The 20,708-nt window shown below is 54.4% G+C and carries 21 protein-coding genes; 9 read left to right on the forward strand and 12 right to left on the reverse strand.

What is annotated here, in order from left to right; all coding sequences use genetic code 11:
* Positions 1 to 90: 90 nt before the first annotated feature.
* Positions 91 to 738 (forward strand): CPBP family intramembrane glutamic endopeptidase, encoded by a 648-nt coding sequence (locus tag ACVLVH_RS11385; protein WP_110867779.1) that lies wholly within the window; start codon positions 91 to 93, stop codon positions 736 to 738.
* Between the two features lie 41 nt (positions 739 to 779).
* Here ACVLVH_RS11385 and ACVLVH_RS11390 read toward each other — a convergent pair whose 3' ends face one another.
* A complete protein-coding gene (locus ACVLVH_RS11390; RefSeq protein ID WP_137385239.1) occupies positions 780 to 1,511 on the reverse strand; it encodes an SDR family NAD(P)-dependent oxidoreductase in 732 nt (243 codons plus the stop codon).
* A gap of 99 nt (positions 1,512 to 1,610) precedes the next feature.
* Here ACVLVH_RS11390 and ACVLVH_RS11395 point away from each other — a divergent pair, with 99 nt between their 5' ends.
* On the forward strand, positions 1,611 to 1,991 hold the full coding sequence (locus ACVLVH_RS11395) for a winged helix-turn-helix transcriptional regulator (RefSeq protein WP_192415363.1): 381 nt from the start codon (positions 1,611 to 1,613) through the stop codon (positions 1,989 to 1,991).
* Between the two features lie 37 nt (positions 1,992 to 2,028).
* On the opposite strand, the gene ACVLVH_RS11400 is transcribed toward ACVLVH_RS11395, so the two are convergent.
* A complete protein-coding gene (locus tag ACVLVH_RS11400) occupies positions 2,029 to 2,196 on the reverse strand; it encodes a hypothetical protein (RefSeq protein WP_168197444.1) in 168 nt (55 codons plus the stop codon).
* 212 nt (positions 2,197 to 2,408) lie between these two features.
* Between ACVLVH_RS11400 and ACVLVH_RS11405 the strand changes: the two genes are divergently transcribed.
* Entirely contained in the window at positions 2,409 to 2,579 is a 171-nt protein-coding gene (locus ACVLVH_RS11405; protein ID WP_007887091.1) for a hypothetical protein, read from the forward strand.
* A 111-nt stretch (positions 2,580 to 2,690) separates the two neighbouring features.
* Positions 2,691 to 2,924, forward strand: a complete 234-nt coding sequence (locus ACVLVH_RS11410; RefSeq protein ID WP_110867781.1) for a hypothetical protein — start codon at positions 2,691 to 2,693, stop codon at positions 2,922 to 2,924.
* Positions 2,925 to 3,038: 114 nt separating this feature from the next.
* Here ACVLVH_RS11410 and yniD read toward each other — a convergent pair whose 3' ends face one another.
* The 5 genes from yniD to ACVLVH_RS11435 all read right to left on the reverse strand — a co-directional run bounded on the left by yniD (position 3,039) and on the right by ACVLVH_RS11435 (position 7,020).
* Positions 3,039 to 3,146, reverse strand: coding sequence for a small membrane protein YniD (yniD, locus tag ACVLVH_RS11415; protein ID WP_021507251.1), 108 nt, complete (start codon positions 3,144 to 3,146; stop codon positions 3,039 to 3,041).
* Positions 3,147 to 3,225: 79 nt separating this feature from the next.
* Entirely contained in the window at positions 3,226 to 3,654 is a 429-nt protein-coding gene (locus ACVLVH_RS11420) for an OsmC family protein (RefSeq protein ID WP_101762490.1), read from the reverse strand.
* A 62-nt stretch (positions 3,655 to 3,716) separates the two neighbouring features.
* Positions 3,717 to 4,907, reverse strand: coding sequence for an FMN-dependent L-lactate dehydrogenase LldD (lldD, locus tag ACVLVH_RS11425; protein WP_192415365.1), 1,191 nt, complete (start codon positions 4,905 to 4,907; stop codon positions 3,717 to 3,719).
* Positions 4,904 to 5,671: a transcriptional regulator LldR gene (gene lldR, locus ACVLVH_RS11430; RefSeq protein WP_101762492.1), complete on the reverse strand. Its 768-nt coding sequence runs from the start codon at positions 5,669 to 5,671 to the stop codon at positions 4,904 to 4,906. The genes lldD and lldR overlap by 4 nt, the downstream gene beginning before the upstream one ends.
* Positions 5,672 to 5,847: 176 nt before the next feature.
* On the reverse strand, positions 5,848 to 7,020 hold the full coding sequence (locus ACVLVH_RS11435) for a cyanate transporter (RefSeq protein ID WP_192415367.1): 1,173 nt from the start codon (positions 7,018 to 7,020) through the stop codon (positions 5,848 to 5,850).
* 87 nt (positions 7,021 to 7,107) lie between these two features.
* Here ACVLVH_RS11435 and ACVLVH_RS11440 point away from each other — a divergent pair, with 87 nt between their 5' ends.
* A complete protein-coding gene (locus tag ACVLVH_RS11440; RefSeq protein ID WP_110867784.1) occupies positions 7,108 to 7,968 on the forward strand; it encodes a LysR family transcriptional regulator in 861 nt (286 codons plus the stop codon).
* An 88-nt stretch (positions 7,969 to 8,056) separates the two neighbouring features.
* Positions 8,057 to 9,418 (forward strand): amidohydrolase family protein, encoded by a 1,362-nt coding sequence (locus ACVLVH_RS11445; RefSeq protein WP_312464638.1) that lies wholly within the window; start codon positions 8,057 to 8,059, stop codon positions 9,416 to 9,418.
* 207 nt (positions 9,419 to 9,625) lie between these two features.
* On the opposite strand, the gene ACVLVH_RS11450 is transcribed toward ACVLVH_RS11445, so the two are convergent.
* Positions 9,626 to 9,823 (reverse strand): hypothetical protein, encoded by a 198-nt coding sequence (locus ACVLVH_RS11450; protein ID WP_039333073.1) that lies wholly within the window; start codon positions 9,821 to 9,823, stop codon positions 9,626 to 9,628.
* Between the two features lie 402 nt (positions 9,824 to 10,225).
* On the opposite strand from ACVLVH_RS11450, the gene dbpA reads away from it, so the two are divergent.
* The 3 genes from dbpA to ACVLVH_RS11465 all read left to right on the forward strand — a co-directional run bounded on the left by dbpA (position 10,226) and on the right by ACVLVH_RS11465 (position 14,708).
* Positions 10,226 to 11,605, forward strand: coding sequence for an ATP-dependent RNA helicase DbpA (gene dbpA / locus ACVLVH_RS11455; RefSeq protein WP_101762496.1), 1,380 nt, complete (start codon positions 10,226 to 10,228; stop codon positions 11,603 to 11,605).
* Between the two features lie 141 nt (positions 11,606 to 11,746).
* Entirely contained in the window at positions 11,747 to 12,709 is a 963-nt protein-coding gene (locus ACVLVH_RS11460; protein WP_008105989.1) for a chemotaxis protein, read from the forward strand.
* A 442-nt stretch (positions 12,710 to 13,151) separates the two neighbouring features.
* A complete protein-coding gene (locus ACVLVH_RS11465; protein WP_110867787.1) occupies positions 13,152 to 14,708 on the forward strand; it encodes a methyl-accepting chemotaxis protein in 1,557 nt (518 codons plus the stop codon).
* A 45-nt stretch (positions 14,709 to 14,753) separates the two neighbouring features.
* Here the strand turns inward: ACVLVH_RS11465 and ACVLVH_RS11470 are convergent, their stop codons facing one another.
* From ACVLVH_RS11470 to ACVLVH_RS11485, 4 genes are all read right to left on the reverse strand, one after another.
* Positions 14,754 to 16,043, reverse strand: coding sequence for an HAAAP family serine/threonine permease (locus ACVLVH_RS11470; RefSeq protein WP_110867788.1), 1,290 nt, complete (start codon positions 16,041 to 16,043; stop codon positions 14,754 to 14,756).
* Between the two features lie 379 nt (positions 16,044 to 16,422).
* Positions 16,423 to 17,418 (reverse strand): glycosyltransferase family 2 protein, encoded by a 996-nt coding sequence (locus ACVLVH_RS11475; protein WP_101762499.1) that lies wholly within the window; start codon positions 17,416 to 17,418, stop codon positions 16,423 to 16,425.
* A complete protein-coding gene (locus ACVLVH_RS11480; RefSeq protein WP_192415371.1) occupies positions 17,415 to 18,722 on the reverse strand; it encodes an oligosaccharide flippase family protein in 1,308 nt (435 codons plus the stop codon). Before ACVLVH_RS11480 ends, ACVLVH_RS11475 begins: the two co-directional genes overlap by 4 nt.
* Positions 18,723 to 18,738: 16 nt before the next feature.
* Complete coding sequence (locus ACVLVH_RS11485) at positions 18,739 to 19,716, reverse strand: glycosyltransferase family 2 protein (RefSeq protein ID WP_192415373.1); 978 nt, start codon at positions 19,714 to 19,716, stop codon at positions 18,739 to 18,741.
* Between the last annotated feature and the right edge of the window lie 992 nt (positions 19,717 to 20,708).

Raw genomic sequence — 20,708 nt, forward strand, 5'->3', positions numbered from 1 at the left:
TATTTGAGCAGCGCAAATGTGCAGCACGCCACCTCGACAGGGATGATCGGCGTTGCTACTATGCGCTCTCCTCTGCTCGCTGAGTCGCCTATGGACACCCAATCCGACAAAGTTACGTTAACGCTGTTCTACGTGGGTAGCTTTGTGGTCTATTACCTTGTGACCATGCTGGTTACGCTGTTTCCCAATTACGGGATGCTGCGTACCAACGGCTTGCTGATGCCGGTGCTATGCCTGGTGGAGTTTGCGGTGATCTATCCGCTGTACCGTTTTTACTGTCAGCGTCGCAGCGACATTCCGCTGGGCTTTGTGCGGCCGATGCAGGCGCTGCTGTTTATCGGTTTACTGTTTGCTTTGATGGTGGCGCAGACGCAATTTCTGCAACCCGAAGGCTGGCTGATTGCGCAATCGCAGCAGGGACGCAGCTCGATGTTGATTCTGCTGCTCACCGCCGTGCTGCTGGCGCCGGTGTTTGAAGAAGTGCTGTTCCGGGGATTTTTACTGCAAGGTTTTCTGTTGTGGGCGCCGAGAAGCCGTTTGGCCTGCATGCTGCTCACCTCCCTGCTGTTCGCCGCGATGCATACCCAATATGTGCACTGGGAAACGCTGGTTGCCTTAACGCTGTTTTCCATGCTGCTGTGCTACGCGCGCCTGCGCAGCAACAGCCTGGCGCTACCGATTTTCCTGCACACGCTGAACAATTTAATCGCTATCCTGCCCGCCTGGTATTTCGCCTGACCAAAGCAAAACAGCCATCCTGAGATGGCTATGTATGATGCTTACACCTGTGTCAAACCGCCATCCACACAGATTTCTGCGCCCGCGATGTAACTGCTCTCGTCACTGGCGAGGAACAGCGCGACGTTGGCCACCTCTTCGGGCTTGCCCATTCTGCTGAGCGGAATAGTGCTGGTGATGCCGTTGCGCACCTCTTCAGAAGCCGCCCGCATCATATCGGTATCGATCGGGCCAGGCGCCACCACGTTAATGCGGATGCCGCGCGCAGAGAGCTCACGCGTCCAGGTACGGGCAAAGGATCGCAGCGCGGCTTTACTGGCGCTGTAAACGCCGTATCCTTCGGTGCCAATCACATCGGCAATCGAACCAATCAATACCACGCTGGCGCCGGGCTTCAGCAGCGGCAACGCGGCCTGCAGGGCAAACACCGGCGAGCGCACATTGAGGCCGAAGATGTGATCAAAATGCTCAGCGCTAATCTCATCAATGGTGGCGTACTCCGCCATCCCCGCGTTGATCACCAACACATCCAGCTGGCCGGATTCACGCGTGATCGTTTCAATAATGCGCGTCAATTCACTCTGCTGGCTCACATCGGCACGCAGCGGATGCGCGTTGCCGCTGATGCTGCTGCTAGCGGTCTGTAACTCCTCGTCACGGCGCGAGGTAAACCAAGTGGTAGCGCCCTCACTGGCAAAACGCTGGCTGATTGCCAGACCAATTCCTTTTGCGCCGCCCAGTACCACTGCCACTTTGTTATCCAGTCTGCTCATCTGCTCTCTCCTGTTTGGGTAGAAAGCTGATGGTATATATTTTATACTTAATAACAATTACGCACTTTGTTTATACCAGATATCGCGGAGTATATCGCCATGGCAGAGATCGACGGTAACAGCTTGAGAGATGTAGGAAAAACCCGGCCGGTGCTGGAGCACATCACCAATAAATGGTCGATTTTAATTCTCACCGTGCTTTGTACTAAGCCGTCGCGTTTTAACGAGATTCGTCGTCGGCTGGATGGCATCACTCACAAAGCGTTGGCGGATGCGTTAAAGCGGCTGGAGCGTAATGGGCTTGTGAATCGCGAAGTGCTGAACACCGCGCCGATCGGTGTGGAATACAGCCTGACGCCGCTGGCACAGACGCTGCAACAACCGTTTGTCGCGTTGTATGACTGGGCGCTGGAGCACGGTCCATCACTGGAACGCGCGCAGGAAGAGTACGACCGCACCCACACGGATGAGATCGCATAGGGCCGCCATTCATTCATGGCGACCGCTGGCAAAAAAATTACTCTTTTTCCGCTTCGAAATGGGTTTTGAACTGTTCGTAGATAGAAATCATGTTGGAAGCATCACCGTGCAGCGGGCTCAGTTTTCCCGCGCGCACCAGTTCAATCACCAGTTGCAAGGCAGCTTGTTTTGGGCTGCTGGCTGGTTGGGCAATTTCGTTCGACATGTTAACTCACTCATCGTTTTTATCAGGGCCGCATAGTTTAGCCCAGATTGAGCTACGGTTGCGCACTGCGATGCGTATAATCTTGCGAGCCGGACAAGAAAGCCGCTCAGGGTGATAATTGACTCTCAACGCGTTTAGCTATACTGGATCAAAAAAGGGAACGACCAGCCACACATTCCGTACCAGCGAGAAGGTGTTAAAGGAGTCTGATTATGCTGATTGGTTTTGTTTTATTAGTGAGCGCATGTGGGCATGATGCCTGTGATGCCTTACCGGTTTCGGAGCGTATCTATCCGACCAAAGTGGCCTGTGAGCAGATGGCCGATCGCATCCATAAAGTGCGGCCAAATGTGGTCTTACTTTGTGGCGAAGTGCACCGTTAATTCGGTGCCAGCTTGATTAAAGTTGCGCAAATAGTAGCCAAACGGCATTGCAAGAATGGGTTGTAGCGTTCAAAATATAAGCTGCTTTTCACTATCATCGTTGTGAATCCAATGAAAACATCTCGCCCCCGTCGTCCAAACGGACGCTGGGTTTATTACATTTTGTATGATGGCATTCTCTGGCCCTGCCCCGTACGTTGGGAATGGGAAAGCGGCTTCGGCGGCTGGCTGCCATTCTATTTCTCGCCCACGTTTGAGTTCGTGGCGGGCGATCCACGCAAGGCGTATCGCATTGCGCGCAGCAGTGCGCGTAACGTACGCCAGACAGACGGTGAGTACGCCTGAATGATTAGCCAATCTGCCATGGGAACCATGACGCCGTGAGCAGGTAGTGCAGTAACTCCAGCACCAAAATCACCATCACCAACACGCCAAGCTTGTGGCTGCTGATCCACTCTTTCATCCCCATATCATCGCTGCCCAGCGAATCAGCATCAGCGCCCCGCAGATGCACAACAGCACCACGATCATTTTCCAGTGTTTGGTTGCAGCCAGTTTTTTTGCCACGCATCCTCCAGACGACAGAAAGCAACGGTGCGCCCTAAGGCGCACCGTTGATTCTAACGCTGGTCACCCATTTGGGCGATTATTTATTCAGCGTGTAGTCGAGCGTGATTTCAGCATTCAGTACCTGAGAAACCGGGCAGCCCGCTTTGGCTTTCTGGATGATCTCATCAAACTTCGCGTCATCAATGCCCGGTAAGACGATGGCGCTGGTCAGCGCGATTTTGGTGATGGCAAAACCGTCGCCCTTTTTATCCAGCGACACATCCGCGGTGGTATCAATGCTTGTTGGCGGATGCCCTTCATTGCCCAACATCAATGACAACGCCATTGAGAAACAAGCGGCGTGCGCAGCACCAATCAGCTCTTCCGGGTTAGTGCCCTTCTGGCCTTCAAAACGGGTATTGAAACCGTACGGTTGATTGCTCAACACGCCGCTTTCGGTACTTACCGTACCTTTGCCTTTAATGTCGCCTTCCCAATGGGCCGATCCTTTCTTATGAATGGTCATGTCATTCCTCCTGTTGTGTTCGACAGCTATTGAGTATAGACAACATGACTCATTCTGCTGGATTAGCTCACGGCGCGTGGACGCGCGGGACTCAAGCCCGCCTCGCTCAACAGCGCGTTAGCCTGCACCAGCGAAGCCTGCGTAATCTCTTTGATCGATTTCGCGCCGGTCAGCGTCATCGCCACTTTCATCTCTTTCTCAATCAGGTTGAGCAGATTTTCAACGCCGCGCTGACCGTGCGTTGCCAGCGCATAGACAAATGCGCGTCCCAGCAGCACGCTGTCGGCACCGAGGGCGATCATCCGCACCACATCCAACCCGCTGCGAATCCCGCTGTCGGCGAGAAGGGTAATATCACCTTTCACCGCATCGGCAATGGCCGGCAACGCGCGCGCCGACGACAGCACGCCGTCCAGCTGACGCCCGCCGTGATTCGACACCACAATGCCATCGGCACCAAATCGCACCGCATCGCGCGCATCTTCCGCGTCGAGAATGCCTTTAATCACCATCGGGCCATCCCAGAATTCACGAATCCACTCCAGATCTTTCCAGGAAATCGACGGATCGAAATTGTTCGCCAGCCAGCCGATGTAATCTTCCAGCCCGGTCGGTTTGCCGAGATAGGTAGAGATATTGCCGAGATCGTGCGGACGGCCATGTAAACCAACGTCCCACGCCCATTGCGGATGGGTTGCCGCCTGCCAGTATCGACGCAGCGGCGCATTGGGGCCGCTCATGCCGGAGTGCACATCACGATAGCGTGCGCCCGGCGTCGGCATATCGACAGTGAACACCAGCGTGGTACAGCCGGCGGCTTTGGCGCGCTCCAGCGCGTTGCGCATAAAGCCGCGATCGCGCAGCACATAGAGCTGGAACCACATCGGACGATTAATGGCCGGCGCCACTTCTTCGATGGGGCAAACCGACACGGTTGAGAGCGTAAACGGAATCCCTTTCAGCGCCGCCGCGCGCGCCGCCTGCACTTCACCGCGGCGCGCATACATGCCACACAAGCCGACCGGCGCCAGCGCCACCGGCATCGACAGGGTTTCGTTGAACAGCTTGGTTTCGAGGCTCAACTCCGACATGTTTTTCAGCACGCGCTGGCGCAGCGCCACGTCGGAGAGATCGGCGACATTGCGCTTCAGCGTGTGCTCGGCGTAAGCGCCGCCATCCAGATAGTGAAACAAGAACGGTGGCAAGATGCGTTGCGCCGCGGCGCGATAGTCACTGGCAGCAGAAATGATCATCCGTTATTTTCCTTGTGCTGAGGTTGGTGGCCCGGCAGACGCGTAATACGCGCCTGGCGCGCCTCATCTTCATGCAGGGTTTTCATAGTGGTGTGAACAAAGCCGAGATGATCCATCGCCGCCTGGCGCGCCGTTTCCGCATCACCGGCCATCACCGCATCAAACATCGCCTGATGCTGTTCGTTAAGACGATTAAAAATCACCGGATGGGTATACATGCGCTGACGGCTGTGCAGCACCGAGGATTGCAACAGATCGAAAAAGCCGCGCATGGTCTGCAGCAGCACCACATTGTGCGAGGCTTCGGCGATGGCGAGATGAAAACGCAGATCGGCCTGCGCCGCGAGATCGGCATCGTCGCTCTGCTTAATCTTCAGCAGCGCATCAAAGGCGTAAGCCAGCCGCTCTTTATCGGCTTCGGTGGCGCGCAACGCCGCATGCCACGCCGTGCTGGCCTCTATTGCGTGACGCGCTTCAAGGATGTCGTAGCGATAATCGGGATCTTCAGCCAGCAGTTGGCGAATCGGCTCTACGATGCGCTGTTCCGACCACGGTTGCTGCGGCTGACGTAGCCAGGTGCCGCCACCGCGTTTACTGATCAACACGCCGCTGCTGATCAGTTGCTGGATCGCCTCGCGCAGTGACGATCGCGATGAACCGAACTCGGCCGCCAGCGCGCGTTCGGACGGCAGCCGCATGCCCGGCTCCAGCTGATGCTCGGTAATCCAGGCGCAGAGCCGCGCCCGCAGCGTATTTTCGGTCATCGCATTATCCTGAGAAAGGCTCCCCCACCATGCTGCATTGGTAGGACCAAAATGCAGCGTGGCGGGCTTAATGGAGGAGAATGGTTAATGCTTTGTTACTTCGATGCAACGAAACAGGCGGGATTTTTCAGGTTATGTGACGACGCGGCCACATTTGAATCTTTTGGTAGGACCAATTACGCCGCAGTCCGGCCAAAGGCCCGACCATAACTGCGCGGATGAAAGCGCAGGTTCAGCAAAATCAGCCCGACCGTCACCGCCGCCTGCATCAGCCAGACGCTGGAAAAACTGTGGGTTAATGCCTGCAGCTGACCGCCGATAAACGGCATGCAGCCGGCGATGATAAAGCCCGCGCCCTGCATAAACGCCACCAGCCGTGCACCGGCCTGCGGATGCGGCAGGTGATCAAGCGCCAGCACCATCGCCAGCGGGAATGCCGCGCCCAGTCCAAATCCGGCAATCGCCGCCCACAGCCACGGCGCGAACAGTGGAGCAAACAGAAAGCCGCTCATGCCGATCAGCTGACAAACCAGGCTGATAATCAGCTGCGGACGGCGATCCGCCTTACGCGCCAGCAGCGGCATCAACAGCGCACCCGCAACCTGACACAGAATCATTGCGCCGAGCAGCGATCCGCCGGCCTGCGCCGACCAGCCAAGATGATGATAGGCATCCGGTAGCCACGCAACACAGGTAGCGTAACCACCGTTCACCAGTCCAAAACTGATTGCCAGCGTCCAGGCGCGCGGCGTGCGCCACAGCGACGGCAGCGCAACGTTTTCCGTACTGGCGACGGTTGGCACCCGCACATATAACCACAATCCAATCGCCAGCAGCACCGGCAGCGCCCAGCCGCTCAGCGCCAGCGGCTCGCCCAAATGATCGCTGAGCCACGGCGATAACGCCGCTCCTAAACCGCCGCCGCCCATCAGCGCACCGGCCCACAATCCGGTGACCGGCGCGCTGCGCTGTGCAAAGCGCTGACGAATCAGGCCCGGCATCGCCATCTGTACCACGCCCACGCCAAGGCCGCCAAACAGCGCGCTGATTACCAGCCAACTGCCGTCGTGGATCACGCCACGCGCCGCCAGCGCCAGCAGCAGCAGCGTCAATCCGGCCAGCAGCAAGCGTTGCAGCGGCACGCGCTGCATCAGCGAAGCGCTCAGTAGCGCGACCGCGCCCATCATCACCATCGGTACCGCAGGCAGCAGCGAAGCCGCCAGTGAAGAGAGGCCCATCATCTGCCGAAGCTGGCCGAGTAATGGACTAAGAGAAGTGAGTAACGGTCGCATATTCAGCCCAGCCAATACCAAAGCGGCGAGCGTTAATCCGTTGAAATGTCGATTCATACACAATCCAGCTGCAAAGAGGTTGTCAGCATCGCAGCAGTTGTTACTATTTGGAAATGAAATAACACCATAGTGATCAGTGGAAAAATGAATCGTCAACCGATGTTCACCCCGCAGCAACTGCTGAGTTTTGTCGCGGTGTGCGAAACCGCCAGCTTCACCCGCGCCGCCGATCGCGTGCATCTGTCGCAATCCACCGTGAGCCAGCAGGTGCGTCGGCTGGAAGAGATGATCGGTAAACCGCTGTTGCAGCGCACGTCGCATCAGGTGGCGCTCACCGAAGAGGGCGAAAAGCTGCTGGGCTATGCGCGCCGCATCATCGCGCTAAACGGCGAAGCGCACGACGTGCTGAGCGATAAATGGCGCGACGGCGTGCTGCGCCTTGGCGTGCCGGAAGATTTCGCCGCGCCGACCGCCGGTTTGCTGGCGGAGTTCAGCCGCGATCATCCGCAACTGCGCCTTGATGTGATGAGCGGCATGTATGTCGATTTGCATCGCGCCTGGCAGCGTGAGGAGCTGGATATCATGCTGATCAAACAGCCGGGCGGTGAACGTCCGCTGGCTGCGCGCCCCGAGCCGCTGCTATGGCTGGACAGCGCCGCACATCCCTGTTTTGAGCAAACGCCGGTGCCGCTGGTGGTGTTCCCGCAGCTCGGTTTATATCGCGAGGAGATGGCGCAGACGCTGGATAGCCTCGGACGCAGCTGGCGCATCAGCTACAGCAGTGCCAGTTTGGTGGCGCTCGCCAGCGCCAGCGCCGCCGGATTAGGCTTAACGCTGCTGCCCGCCAGCTGCCGCTTGCCTGAGCATCGCGTATTAGGGGAAGCCGATGGTTTACCCACCATCAACCATTTTGAACTGGCGCTATTTTGCCGTGCGCCGCAGGACGAACTGCAGCAGGCGCTGGCCGCCGCGCTGGTGACCTTTTGTCAGCTACAGTGGCAGTGATTTTTCCACTGCTAACCAGTGGCAAATATCGCAGCGCGCTGCGTTGAGTTTTGCCAGATTAAGCGTTTCTCATTTGATGGAACCTCTGATGCAACTGACCTCTCCCAGCCGTCGTGAATTTCTTAGTCTGACCGCCGCCGGAAGCCTGCTGGCCGCCGGCATCAGCTACGCTGCGCCCGCTTCACCGCTGCTCGCCAACAGCACACAGCCGCACACGCCGCCAGCGCGCGTTGCGCACTACCAGCTGCTCAATGTCCGCCTCGAAGAGGGCTTTGAGCGCGACGGTAAAGAGGTGATCGCCACGCGCACCGCGCTGTACGACATCACTATCAAAGACGGCACTTTCGCGGCGATTGATGCCGCAGGCAAAGCGCGCAACGCCGCCCTGCCTCAGTGGGATGCCAACGGCGCCCTGCTGCTGCCGCGCACCCGTGATATGCATATCCATCTCGACAAAACCTTTTACGGTGGTCCGTGGGAAGCGCCACGTCCGCGTCAGGGCAAAACCATCATGGATATGATTGCGCGCGAACAGGTGCTGATCCCGCAACTGCTGCCGACGTCGCAGGCGCGTGCCGAAGCGATCATTGGTTTGCTGCACAGCAAAGGCACCACCGAAGCGCGCAGCCACTGCAATATCGATCCGGTTAGCGGCCTGAAAAGCCTTGAGCATCTCAAGCTGGCGCTAGCGAATCATGCGGAATTCCCGTGTGAAATCGTTGCCTTCCCGCAGCACGGTTTGCTGCACTCGAATGTTGATGGCTTGATGCGCGAAGCGATGCAGATGGGCGTGCAGTTTGTCGGCGGGCTCGATCCCACCAACGTGGATGGCGCGATGCAAGCGTCGCTGGATGCGATGTTCCAGATCGCCCTCGATTTCGAGCGCGGCGTGGATATCCATCTGCACGAAACCTCGCCATCCGGCGTGGCGGCCATTCAGTACATGATCGATACCATCGCGAAAAACCCGCAGCTGAAGGGTAAAGTGACGCTGAGCCACGGTTTTGCGCTCGGCACGCTGGAAGGCAAAGCGCTGGATCAGATGATTGCGGGCATGGCCGAGCAGCAGATGAGCGTGGCGTCGACCATTCCGATTGGCAAGCTGACCATGCCGCTGCCGCAGTTGCAGGCGGCGGGCATCACGGTGATGACCGGCACGGACAGCGTGATCGATCACTGGTCACCGTTTGGCACCGGCAGCATGCTGGAGAAAGCCAATTTGTACGCGCAGCTGTATCGCGGTTCCGATGAGTTCGGTTTGAGCCGCGCGCTGCATATCGCCACCGGCGGGATTTTGCCGCTGTCGAATCAGGGCGAACGTCAGTGGCCGAATGTCGACGATGAAGCCAGCATGATGCTGGTCGAGGCCAGCTGTTCCGCCGAAGCCGTTGCCCGCATCTCCCCGGTCCGCGCCACCTTCCACCACGGATTGCCAGTGTTCAGTGCGTAAGCCCAAAAATCGCACATTCCCGTAGCGGCGCGATTTATCGCGCGTATTAATGGCGGCACCGCGCCCTTCACGACATAGCGCAATAAATTGCGCCGCTACAATGGTATGCAGCTTGTGGCTGAAGGCACCCAACAAAAAAGCCTCCGCAAGGAGGCTTTACGTACGACATAAACAGGCAGCATGCGCACACCCGATGAGTGCTGGATTTTACGAAAGCATCTGAATCGCCAGCGCATACAGCCGCTGGTTTTCATCGTCGCTGACAGGCTCTTCTTCCGCGTAACAGGCAATCATAGAGCTGACTTTATCCGAAGATAAGGTTTCCCCATGCAGATGCAGCGTTAACACGGCGCGGCCGACGATTTTCAGAATGTCTTCGTTTTGTCCCTGGACATAATGACTCAATGAAATGACCTCTGAAATATTATGGGTATTTACTGATTAGCCAAACGGCGGGGTAAATATAAAGCAAATCGGCTATTCGTTTTAATCAGAATTTTACCTAAGCGAAGCCATTCATTAGCACAATACTTATAAGTAAGCATTAACAAACCCTGATAATGGTTGTTTAATAACGCTAATTCTCCTTTTTCGTTGAATATGTCGAGGTTTAGCGCCTTCATTGCAGAATAAAATCAACCATAAAAGCATTAGAACTTCGCAACAGTATGCGTATAAAAACGAGACAAGCCTGCTATAACGCTAACGGTTTTCAGGCAGGCAGTAGAAGCGCTTTTGCCATTGCCGATCACGCCCCTTTCTGCCAGACTGACCGCCGCCATCCTACCCGCAATTAGAGACTTTCCCGTGACTGCTTTTTCTACCCTGACGCAACTGCCCGCCAGCCAACTCGATAACCTGCGCGAGATGGGTTTCGACGCCATGACGCCGATTCAGGCCGCTTCCCTGCCCGCGATTCTGGAAGGGCGCGACGTGCGTGCGCAGGCGAAAACCGGCAGTGGCAAAACCGCCGCCTTTGGCGTGGGTTTGCTGAACCGCATCGATAACAGCCAGTTCCACACTCAGGCGCTGATTCTGTGCCCGACGCGTGAGCTGGCCGATCAGGTCAGCAACGTGCTGCGTCAGCTGGCGCGTTTTACCCGCAACATCAAAATTCTGACGCTGTGCGGCGGCCAGCCGATGAGCGCGCAACGTGATTCTTTAGTGCATGCGCCACATATCGTGGTGGGCACGCCGGGCCGTTTGCTCGATCACCTGAAGCGCGACAACCTTGATCTCAGCCAGCTGCAAACGCTGGTGCTGGATGAAGCCGATCGCATGCTGGAGATGGGCTTCCGCGACGACATGGAAGCGATCATCGGCTTTACGCCAGAAACGCGCCAGACGCTGCTGTTTTCTGCCACCTGGCCGGATACCATCGCCAGTCTCAGCCAGCGTTTTCAGCGCGATGCGCTGGCAGTCGCCACCGAAGATAAAACCGAGTTACCGACCATCGAGCAGCAGTTTATTGAAGCCAGCGCCAAAGAGCGCCACAGCCTGCTCGGCGCGCTGCTCAGCCAGCAACAACCGGCCTCCTGCGTGGTGTTCTGTAACACCAAGCGCGAATGTGACGACGTTGCTGCCGCGCTGAACGAGCGTGATATCAGTGCGTTAGCGCTGCATGGCGATCTGGAGCAGCGCGATCGTGAGCGCGTGCTGATTCGCTTCGCCAACGGCAGCATCCGCGTATTGATCGCCACCGACGTCGCTGCACGCGGTCTGGATATTAAATCGCTGGCGCTGGTGGTGAATTTCCAGCTGGCGTGGGATCCGGAAGTGCACATTCATCGCATCGGCCGTACCGGTCGCGCCGGTGAGAAAGGGTTAGCGGTAAGCTTTGTTGCCCCCGACGAAATGGTGCGCGCCAATGCGCTGGAAGAGTATCTGCAGCAGAAGCTCAATTGGGTTTCCTCCAGCTCGCTGAAAGGCACCAGCGCCAAATCGCTGCCGGCGACCAAAATGACGCTGTGCATTGATGGCGGCCGCAAAGCCAAAATCCGTCCGGGCGATATTCTCGGCGCGCTGACCGGTGAAGCCGGATTCAGCGGCGACCAGATCGGCAAGATCGATATGACCGCCACCCACGCCTATGTTGCCATCGACGCCGCTCAGGCGAAGAAAGCGCTGATCAAGCTGAAAGAGGGCAAGATCAAAGGCAAAAGCGTACGCGCCATTCTGCTGAAGTAAAGGGTACCCGCGTGAGGGCGATCGCTCTCACGCTAAAATTTCCGTTATCTCCCCCTTCATTTTTTTTCTCTTCTGCCGATAAGTTAATCATGGCGATATTGCCCTGCCCTTTACTCAGCCCAGATCTGCTCCGAGGCCATGATGGATAATTTTCAGAAAGAGATCGATGAACGCGCCAACCTTGCGCTTTCCAATAAATTCGAACTGCTGTTGTTCCGACTGGGTTCCGATCAGCTGAAAGGCAAATCTGAGCTGTACGGCATCAACGTATTTAAACTGCGTGAAATCGTGCCGATGCCTACCATCACCCGCGCCGCTGGCATGCAATCGCCGCTGCTTGGCATGGCGAGTATTCGCGGCCAGTTTATTCCGGTTATCGATCTGCCCGCCGTCACCGGCTGCAAACCAGAAACCGGCCTTAACCTGCTGCTGGTGACCGAATATGCGCGCAGCACTCAGGCGTTTGCGGTGGAATCGGTGGAGAACATTGTGCGTCTCGACTGGAGCCAGGTGCACACGGCGGAAGCGGGCATCGGTAGCCGCAACATCACCAGCATCGCCTGTCTGGATACCGACGGCCAAAGTAATAATCTGGCGATGGTGCTGGACGTTGAGCAGATTCTGTATGACATCATTCCTTCAGTGCGCGGCGTTGAGCCAAGCGCGGAGACCGCCAAAGACTTCAATCTGAAGCCTGGCCAGGTGGCGATTGTGGCGGAAGATTCCAAAGTGGCGCGTCAGCTGCTGGAGCAAGGCCTGAAAAGCATGGGCATCCCGGCGATTATGCACAACACCGGTCTGGAAGCCTGGATCAAAATTAACGAGATGCAGAAAGAAGCGGCTGCAAACGGTGAGTCGATCCACGATAAGATCGCGCTGGTGCTGACCGATCTCGAAATGCCGGAAATGGATGGCTTTACCTTAACGCGCAACATCAAACGCGATAACAACCTGCGCCAGATTCCGGTGGTGATCCACTCTTCACTCTCCGGCAGCGCCAACGAAGATCACGTGCGTAAAGTCGGTGCCGATGGTTACGTGGCGAAGTTCGAAATCAACGAGCTGTCGAATGTGATCCACGGCGTGCTGAAAAAGCCGCGTTAATTATCGTAACGCCACCGTTCATAGCGTAATGCTTGTCAGTTAAGACCTGAAAACCCTTAATTACCGAGAGCACACAGTGTAGCGGCGCAATTCATTGCGCGATAAATCGCGCCGCTACGGAATGTGCGGTGATTTGATAAGGTGCTTAACTGATCGGCATTACGCCATTCCTGGCGACCCTTCAACCAGGATCCTCCCGCCTCACTTTCCCATCCAGTCAAAAATCAAGGTTAACGTCATTAACCAAACCGTGACGCATCTCTAAAAAATTAAAGTTAAAACATTAACAACCGATAACTGATAGCGCTTGCGCTGGTGCTGCCATACCAGATCTGTCACGCTGCGTAACCATTTTTACCTTAGAAAACATCAACCTGATGCGGGCACCTTGCCTGCTTTTCCGTCTTGAAAACATCAATTTTTGGCATTACGGGGAGAACCAATGTTGAGCTTAAAGAATATGAAGGTCGGCGTCCGTTTGGGCATCGCCTTTGGTTTAGTGGTGGCACTGTTAGTCATTGTCGGCATCACGTCGATTACCAAAATTAACAACATCAAAACCGGTATTACGTCGATTGTGGAAGACCGTTACGTAAAAGTGCGTCTCGGTTTTGACGTCCGTGACGGTGTTAACGATCAAATTAAATATCTGCGTGGCATCGTGATTGATACCACGCGTCCGGAAAATAACGTTAAACGTTATCAGCAACTCGCCGAAGCCACTGAGCATACCAACAACGCGATGAATAAAATCAAAGCGATACAGGTTACCGAAGTGGGTAAAAAGAAAATCGCCGGGCTGCTGGCGGCCAGTGACAAATTCGAGGCCGAGAAACATCAGCTGATTGAGCTGGTACGCGCTGGCGATGCAGACGCCGCCAGCACCTATGTACTGAAATCCATTACCGATACGCAAAACGCTTTCCTGGCAAGCGCGGTGGCGTTTGCCGATTCGCAATCGCAGCAGTTACAGCAAGAAGGCGCGAAGATTATTGATAACGGCTCATCCGCTATTGAGATGACGCTAATCTTCTCCGCTCTCGCCATTGCAGCCTCCATCGTCTTAGGCTTTATGCTAACGCGTTCAATTGTGCGTCCGCTGAATGAAGCGGTGGAAATCGCCGGGAAAGTCGCGGCAGGCGATCTCAGTTCGCACATTGAAATCAGCGGTAAAGATGAAACCGCCGTGCTGATGCAGGCGCTGCAGGCGATGAACGACAATCTGCTCACTATCGTTTCCGATGTGCGCGCCGGTTCCGATACCATCGCTGTCGCCTCGAATCAAATCTCCAGCGGTAACATCGATCTCTCATCACGCACTGAACAGCAGGCCAGCTCGCTGGAAGAGACCGCATCGGCGATGGAACAGATGACCGCCACCGTCAAGCACAACGCCGAAAACGCGCGGGAAGCCAATCAGCTGGTGGCCAACACCTCCAACGTGGCGAAGCAAGGCGGCGTGGTGATGGAACAGGTGATCGAGAAGATGGAAGCCATTACGCTCTCTTCGAAGAAGATCGTCGATATTATCAGCGTGATCGACTCCATCGCCTTCCAGACCAACATACTTTCCCTTAACGCCGCGGTCGAAGCCGCACGCGCCGGTGAGCAAGGCCGTGGTTTCGCCGTGGTAGCCACCGAAGTACGTAATCTGGCGGCACGTTCGGCATCTGCCGCGAAAGAGATCAAGGTGTTGATTGAGGATTCGGTCGCGCAGGTGGATGAAGGTAGCCGTCTGGTGACGCACGCCGGTTCAACGATTGGTGAAGTGGTCAACAGCGTGAAGAGCGTGGCGGATATTATGAGCGAAATCACCATTGCCAGCAGCGAGCAAAGTAGCGGGATTAGCGAGATCAACTCAGCGATTACGCAGATGGAGGCGGTGACGCAGCAGAATGCCGCGTTGGTGCAGGAAGCCTCAGCGGCGTCGCAGGCGTTGCAGGAACAGGCAGATCGCCTGGCGCAGTCGATGAGTGTGTTTAAAACGGCTGCGGTGTAATGATGACAAGGTCGCCATGCCTGGCGACCTTTCTGATATATATGCTTAGCTGACCAGCGAATAAGCAATCGACGAAATCGCCAGCACGCCAACGATCACCACAAACACGTTACTGATTTTCCCGCTGTACTGACGCATCGCCGGCACTTTCTGAATGGCATACATCGGCATCAGGAACAGAATCATCGCAATAATCGGCCCACCCAGCGTTTCAATCATGCCCAGAATACTGGGGTTCAGCGTTGCCACCAGCCAGGTGGTCAGCAGCATAAACGTGGTGGTCAGGCGATTCAGACGCTGCGGCGTGACGGTTTTACCGCGGCTGCGCAGCGACTTCACAACCATGCCGTTAAACCCTTCACGCGCCCCCAGATAATGCCCGAGAAATGACTTCGTGATCGCCACCATCGCCACAATCGGCCCCATCCACGCAATCATCGGTACATTAAAGTGGTTGGCTAAATAGGACAGAATAGTGATGTTCTGATCTTTCGCCGCCTGCAGATCGGCGGGCGACAGGCTCAGCACGCAGCTGAACACAAAGAACATCACCGTCACGACCATAAGCAGATGGGCGTTCGCCAGGATGCGCGAACACTTCTTCTCCGCGCCTGCGCCGTACTCATCGCGCTTGGCAACAGCAAAAGAGGAGATAATCGGCGAATGATTAAAGGAGAACACCATCACCGGAATCGCCAGCCACAGCGTCATCAGAATGCCGTGGCCGCTTACATTCGCATCTAACGACAACGTTTCCAGCGCTGCACCATGCCAGTGCGGTACCAGATAAGCCGCCAGCAGCATCAGCACCGCCACAAACGGGAACACCAGTATGCTCATCGCTTTCACAATCATCTGCTCGCCAAAGCGCACCACCGTCATCATGCCGATGATCAGAATCAGCGACAGCAGCGCACGCGGCGGCGAAACCAGGCCTAGCTGATGCACGATAAAGCTATCCACGGTGTTGGTGATCGCCACGCTGTACATCAGCAGGATCGGATAGATAGCAAAGAAGTAGAGCAAGGTGATGATCTTGCCAGCGCCCACGCCAAAGTGCTCTTCCACCACTTCGGTAATGTCTTCGCCGGGATTTTTACCGGAGAGCACAAAGCGCGTTAACGCGCGGTGCGCGTAATAGGTCATCGGGAAGGCAAGAATCGCCATGATAATCAGCGGAATCAGCCCGCCGGCACCGGCGTTAATCGGCAGGAAAAGCACGCCCGCACCAATCGCCGTACCGTACAGACCCAGCATCCACACGGTATCACTCTTACGCCAGCCCTTAGCCGCCGTTTCTACGGTGCCAAGCGTACCGGTTTGTGAGTTGTCCATCTGTCTCTCCAGAATTTCAAGCTTTATCAACATGCAGCCACAAAGATGGCTACCAATCATGGCGTGGGCTGCTCCGCCCGGCCGGAACGCAAAGGATGACGCTTCATGAGATGAAATTCACGCATCCTGATGTTTTGCGCCGCAGTAAATGCACGAAACATGCGCGCAATCGATTGCATGGGGCGCTATTTGACATGAGACGCGGAATGAGTGCAAGAAGGAGTAACAGGGAGCCAGCAGAAAGGCGTGAGGAAAGTGGAAAGGTGTGGCAACGCTGGGCTGTTACCACGGGTAGTGCAAATGACACAAGAGCAACTCCCCCGGCCACTAGCCTCTGATACAGCAAATGCGTCCAGAGGCTAACGCCGGGAGAATTTAATTAGAATGCGCGCATTCTGTAGAGTGCATAAAGAAAATAGTACGCTGTGAGTGTATTCAAATTCATAATCATGTACTTCAATTTTTCATTTTTATTCAGCAGGATGAAAATACCTTTTGAGTATTTACCCCGCTTTATTTGATCAATTTCCTGGGCAATATCCGCAGGTGAAAACGATGAGTGATACATTGCGGTCACGATTTGCATATCCAGCGCCAGCACACGTTTGGAGATGCCTTTAAGGAAATAGTCGAGATCGCTGGCCTGATATTTACTGATGATCGAATCATACAGTGCGGTGAGAAACTGTTTACGTACTTTCAGTTCACTGTATTGCACTTTACGCTTCGATAATGAACCCGCCACGTCTTCATAATGATAAGCCGCACCCGGCGTGACCAGAAAATTGCTAATGCAGCTGAAGAATTTAAGGTTAAATAGCAAATCTTCGCTCATGGAGATACCTTCCAAAAAGCGCAGGTTCAACTCCTCAATAATCTGACGGCGATAACATTTGTTATGCAGATAACCGATGTTATCACTCATCTCCAACTCACCGAGCACATAAGGAATGTCCTCCTGACTGAAGAAGCCCGCCTGCGACACTTTGCCCACGCGGTTGTCGTTGAGGTTGCCCACCATCAAATCGACAGATTCCGCTGGCCAGGCATCGAGATTCTGTTTGAAGATCATCAGGAAGTTATCATCCACCCAATCATCCGCATCGAGGAATAACACATATTCACCGCTGGCTTGCTGCATTCCGCTATTTCGAGCGGCGCTGACACCGGCATTAATTTGGTGAATTACCGTGACCTGCGAATAAGCACTAAACTCCTGCAGAATATTCGCGGTTGAATCGCTGCTGCCATCATTAACCACAATCACTTCGTAACTGCTGAACGTCTGTTTAAGCACGCTCAGTAAGGTACGTTTAATGGTTTTTTGTGAGTTATAGACGGGAATGATAAGACTAAACAGGGGTTTTTCATTCATGATAAACTCTCTTTACTGTCTGAGGTTTTGATATTGTTAAATAACAGCCATAGTTTCCTGGGATTGATAAAAATTTGATGAATACGCATTACGGGTTGAGCAGGGAAAAAGTAATTAAGCAGGGAGAAAGATAAAAACTCGGTTAATACCACGCTCATGGCCGCGCCATTTAAACCGAAATAAGGAACCAACAATAAAGAGGAGGCCACGCAAATTAATAACACCACGAAGGTTTTCTTCACTAAATAGCGATATCCGTTGTACTTAATAATGAAACGATCCATCACGCTGCTTAGCACCGCGCACATCGCACCCACGCTGAGTAACAGCGTTGGCGCTACCGCATCGAGATACTCCGCACCGTAAAAGTCACGGATAAACCATCCGGACAATAACCAAATCGCCAGAATCACCAGCGACGAGACACCTATCACCAGCAGATGTAATTTCTGCGCTTTGATAATCGATTGCCGATCGTCACGTTCGGCAAAGAACGCCGGGAAAAAGGAAGCCAGCAAGGCATTGGGTAAAAATACCCACGCGGTGGCGAGCGTCAGCGCGACAGAGAAAATCCCCGCCTCTTTCACGCCAAGGAAATACGACACGCTGATTTGATTAACGCGGGTATAAATCGCCACCGCAATCACGGAAAACACCAGAGAAATACCGGACGCCACCATATAGCGTGAATATTTCTTCATCTGGCGCAGTGCCGGAATCGGTACCTGACGATGGTATTTCAGGAATATCGTCAGCTTGATGGCAAACGGAATAAAAGTCGCCAGCACGATGGGAATCGACAACAGTTGCGGATCCAAACCGTAATACGAAATAAAGAAGCGCACGGTTAAACTGATCGCCAGCCCCGCCAGATTGGCGATGACATTCAGGCGCGCATTAAGCATCGCCTCGTTGTAGATATTGACCAGATCGAGCGAAGAAAACAGACAGGCAATCGCCGCTGCGCAGACAAATACCCGCGCTTCAGCACTCCACTCTTCGCCCATAATCAGCATGCCGCTGGCTGCCAGAATGCCGTAAATCACTAACACCAGCAGAAAGGTCGCCATCATTAAGCGCATGCCGGAGTGATGATTTTGCGATAAGCGTTTCAGCAGAATCACATCGCTGCCCATCAGCGCGATGCTTTGGATGAACTGAAATACCAGCATCGAAATCGAGATAATGCCGAAGGTGGTGGGCCCCACATATTTCGCCACATAAGAGGTGACAAATATCAGGCCGAACACCGCAATCAGCTTTTCAGCGATCATCCACATAGAATTTTTTAATTTATCTTTCACAACTCAACCTCAGCGTTTATTTCTGTGCCAGGCGGCGCAGACGCGATACCAGTCGTGGACTGACAAAAAACAGCGCAAAGTACAGGCTCCACGGATTGAGCATCAATCCTGATGTGAAATAGGACTTGAAGCTGCGACGGTAGAGCGAAATATATTCATCAATAAAGGCGCGGCTGAATCCGTCGCTGTGCAGCGCTTTATAGATATAAGACGAGGTCACTTTTAAATAGAGATGGTAATAACAGCGGCTATGCTGCGCGGATAAAAACGCCTGCATGCCATTAAACGAACGCGCAAAGGAGAAATGCTTTTCGCGTAACGCCGATCGCGTGGCGGAGTTGGTGGATTCCACATAGTGATAAACCACCTGCTGGGTGAAGATCACCTGACGATCCTGTTGCAGGTGCAGGTAATTGACCACAAACAGCAGATCTTCGAAGTTATAAATCTCTTCGTTAAAGGTGAGCTGATGCTGACGAATCACATCACCACGAAACACCTTGTCGCAGATGCCGTGACGCGGATTGAAATAGAGCAGATCGTTAATCGCCGCCGAAGCGGTCAGCTGGCGCGCGTCACTGCTGTTGGCCGGGAAATCGAGCGGATCGCCTTGCGGCGTGATGTGCTGCGATTCCCCACCCACCATGGCGATGTTGTTTTGCATCAGCCGCACATAGGTGGCAAACGCGCTGGCCGGCAGAAAATCATCGGCGTCTAAAAAGCACAGCAGTTTGCCGCGCGAGGCGCGAATGCCCTGATTGCGCGCCGACGAAACGCCGCCGTTGGTTTTGTCGATAATGTGAAAATGTGGGTAGTGGGCGTAATTCTGTAATATCGCGAGCGAGTTATCGCTGGAGCCGTCATTAATAAATATCGCTTCAAAACGGCTTTCTTCCTGCTGTAGCAGGCTGTCAATGCATCGCTCCAGATACGCCGCGGCGTTATACACCGGCACGATGACGCTGATCAAAACGTCGTTAACGGGATTTTGCATATAACCTCTGGACTCTGTCGGAGTAAAAGTTGCGGACGGAAAAAGTATTCGCTGAACATTGCAGTGATTAACAGTGCACGTTGCTTGCGCCCGGCTTAACATTTATTGCCTGTCTATTTCAGAGTTTCCTCAGGTCAAATAAAACTGGCCTTTAATTCTCTGTAAAAAGATCGCTAAATAAGATAATCGCCAAATAAACCGTGCAGATTTATTCTGCTTTCGTCAGGTAAAACAGGCAGGCTACCGCCCCAGGCTTGCAGCTACCTGTTTACTGACTACGCATAAACCCACTTTTCAGGCATAAAAAGGCTGCGCTGCGCTCGCGAGAGTTCAGTTAATTTTCAGCCAGTTACGTTTTATCTTGCGGTGATTTGGCTTAATGGCGTCACCACGTCATTCACGGCGTACTTAAATTAAATTTTTATCTGTCTGGTAATGAGCGAAAAAAACGCTGACGTTTTTATCGCGCTCATCACCAAAAAAAGAAATGCCGACCGGGGCTGAGTAGGTGCATCAACAGACGGGCCTTCTCAACGAACGTCACGACATTAACGATATTTGCTGTGTGCCCTGCACTTTTATTACTTCGGCGCGTCTTTTGCGTTCCGATGAGTGCAAGTGGCGTTAATTCAGTGCGGCGTTTGCGGTCGCACTGCAACGGGCTTAATGCCCAAAATTTGCGATCTAATTCAAAACTTTTCCCGGCATTCTCACCACTCAGGGTTATAAGGTCAATGGTTGCCAGGCCAAACCGGAATTTACTCAGAGAAAGGCTGGATTAAATAATGGCGCATAGATTAGCCGTGGTGAATTGATTTTTTGCTGATTGATTAGCGCCACAGCAGGCGAATACCAGGAATAAGATGGGAATATCGCTGACATGGTGCCAACAGTAACCAGCGCCTAAGCCGCGCCGGGATTGAAGCCAGCTCACAACTCTGAAGATAGCGTGTCACGGCACGCATTTTCGCGTGCTAGTCTCCAGCCATGCC

Source organism: Kluyvera sp. 1366, assembly GCF_054823405.1.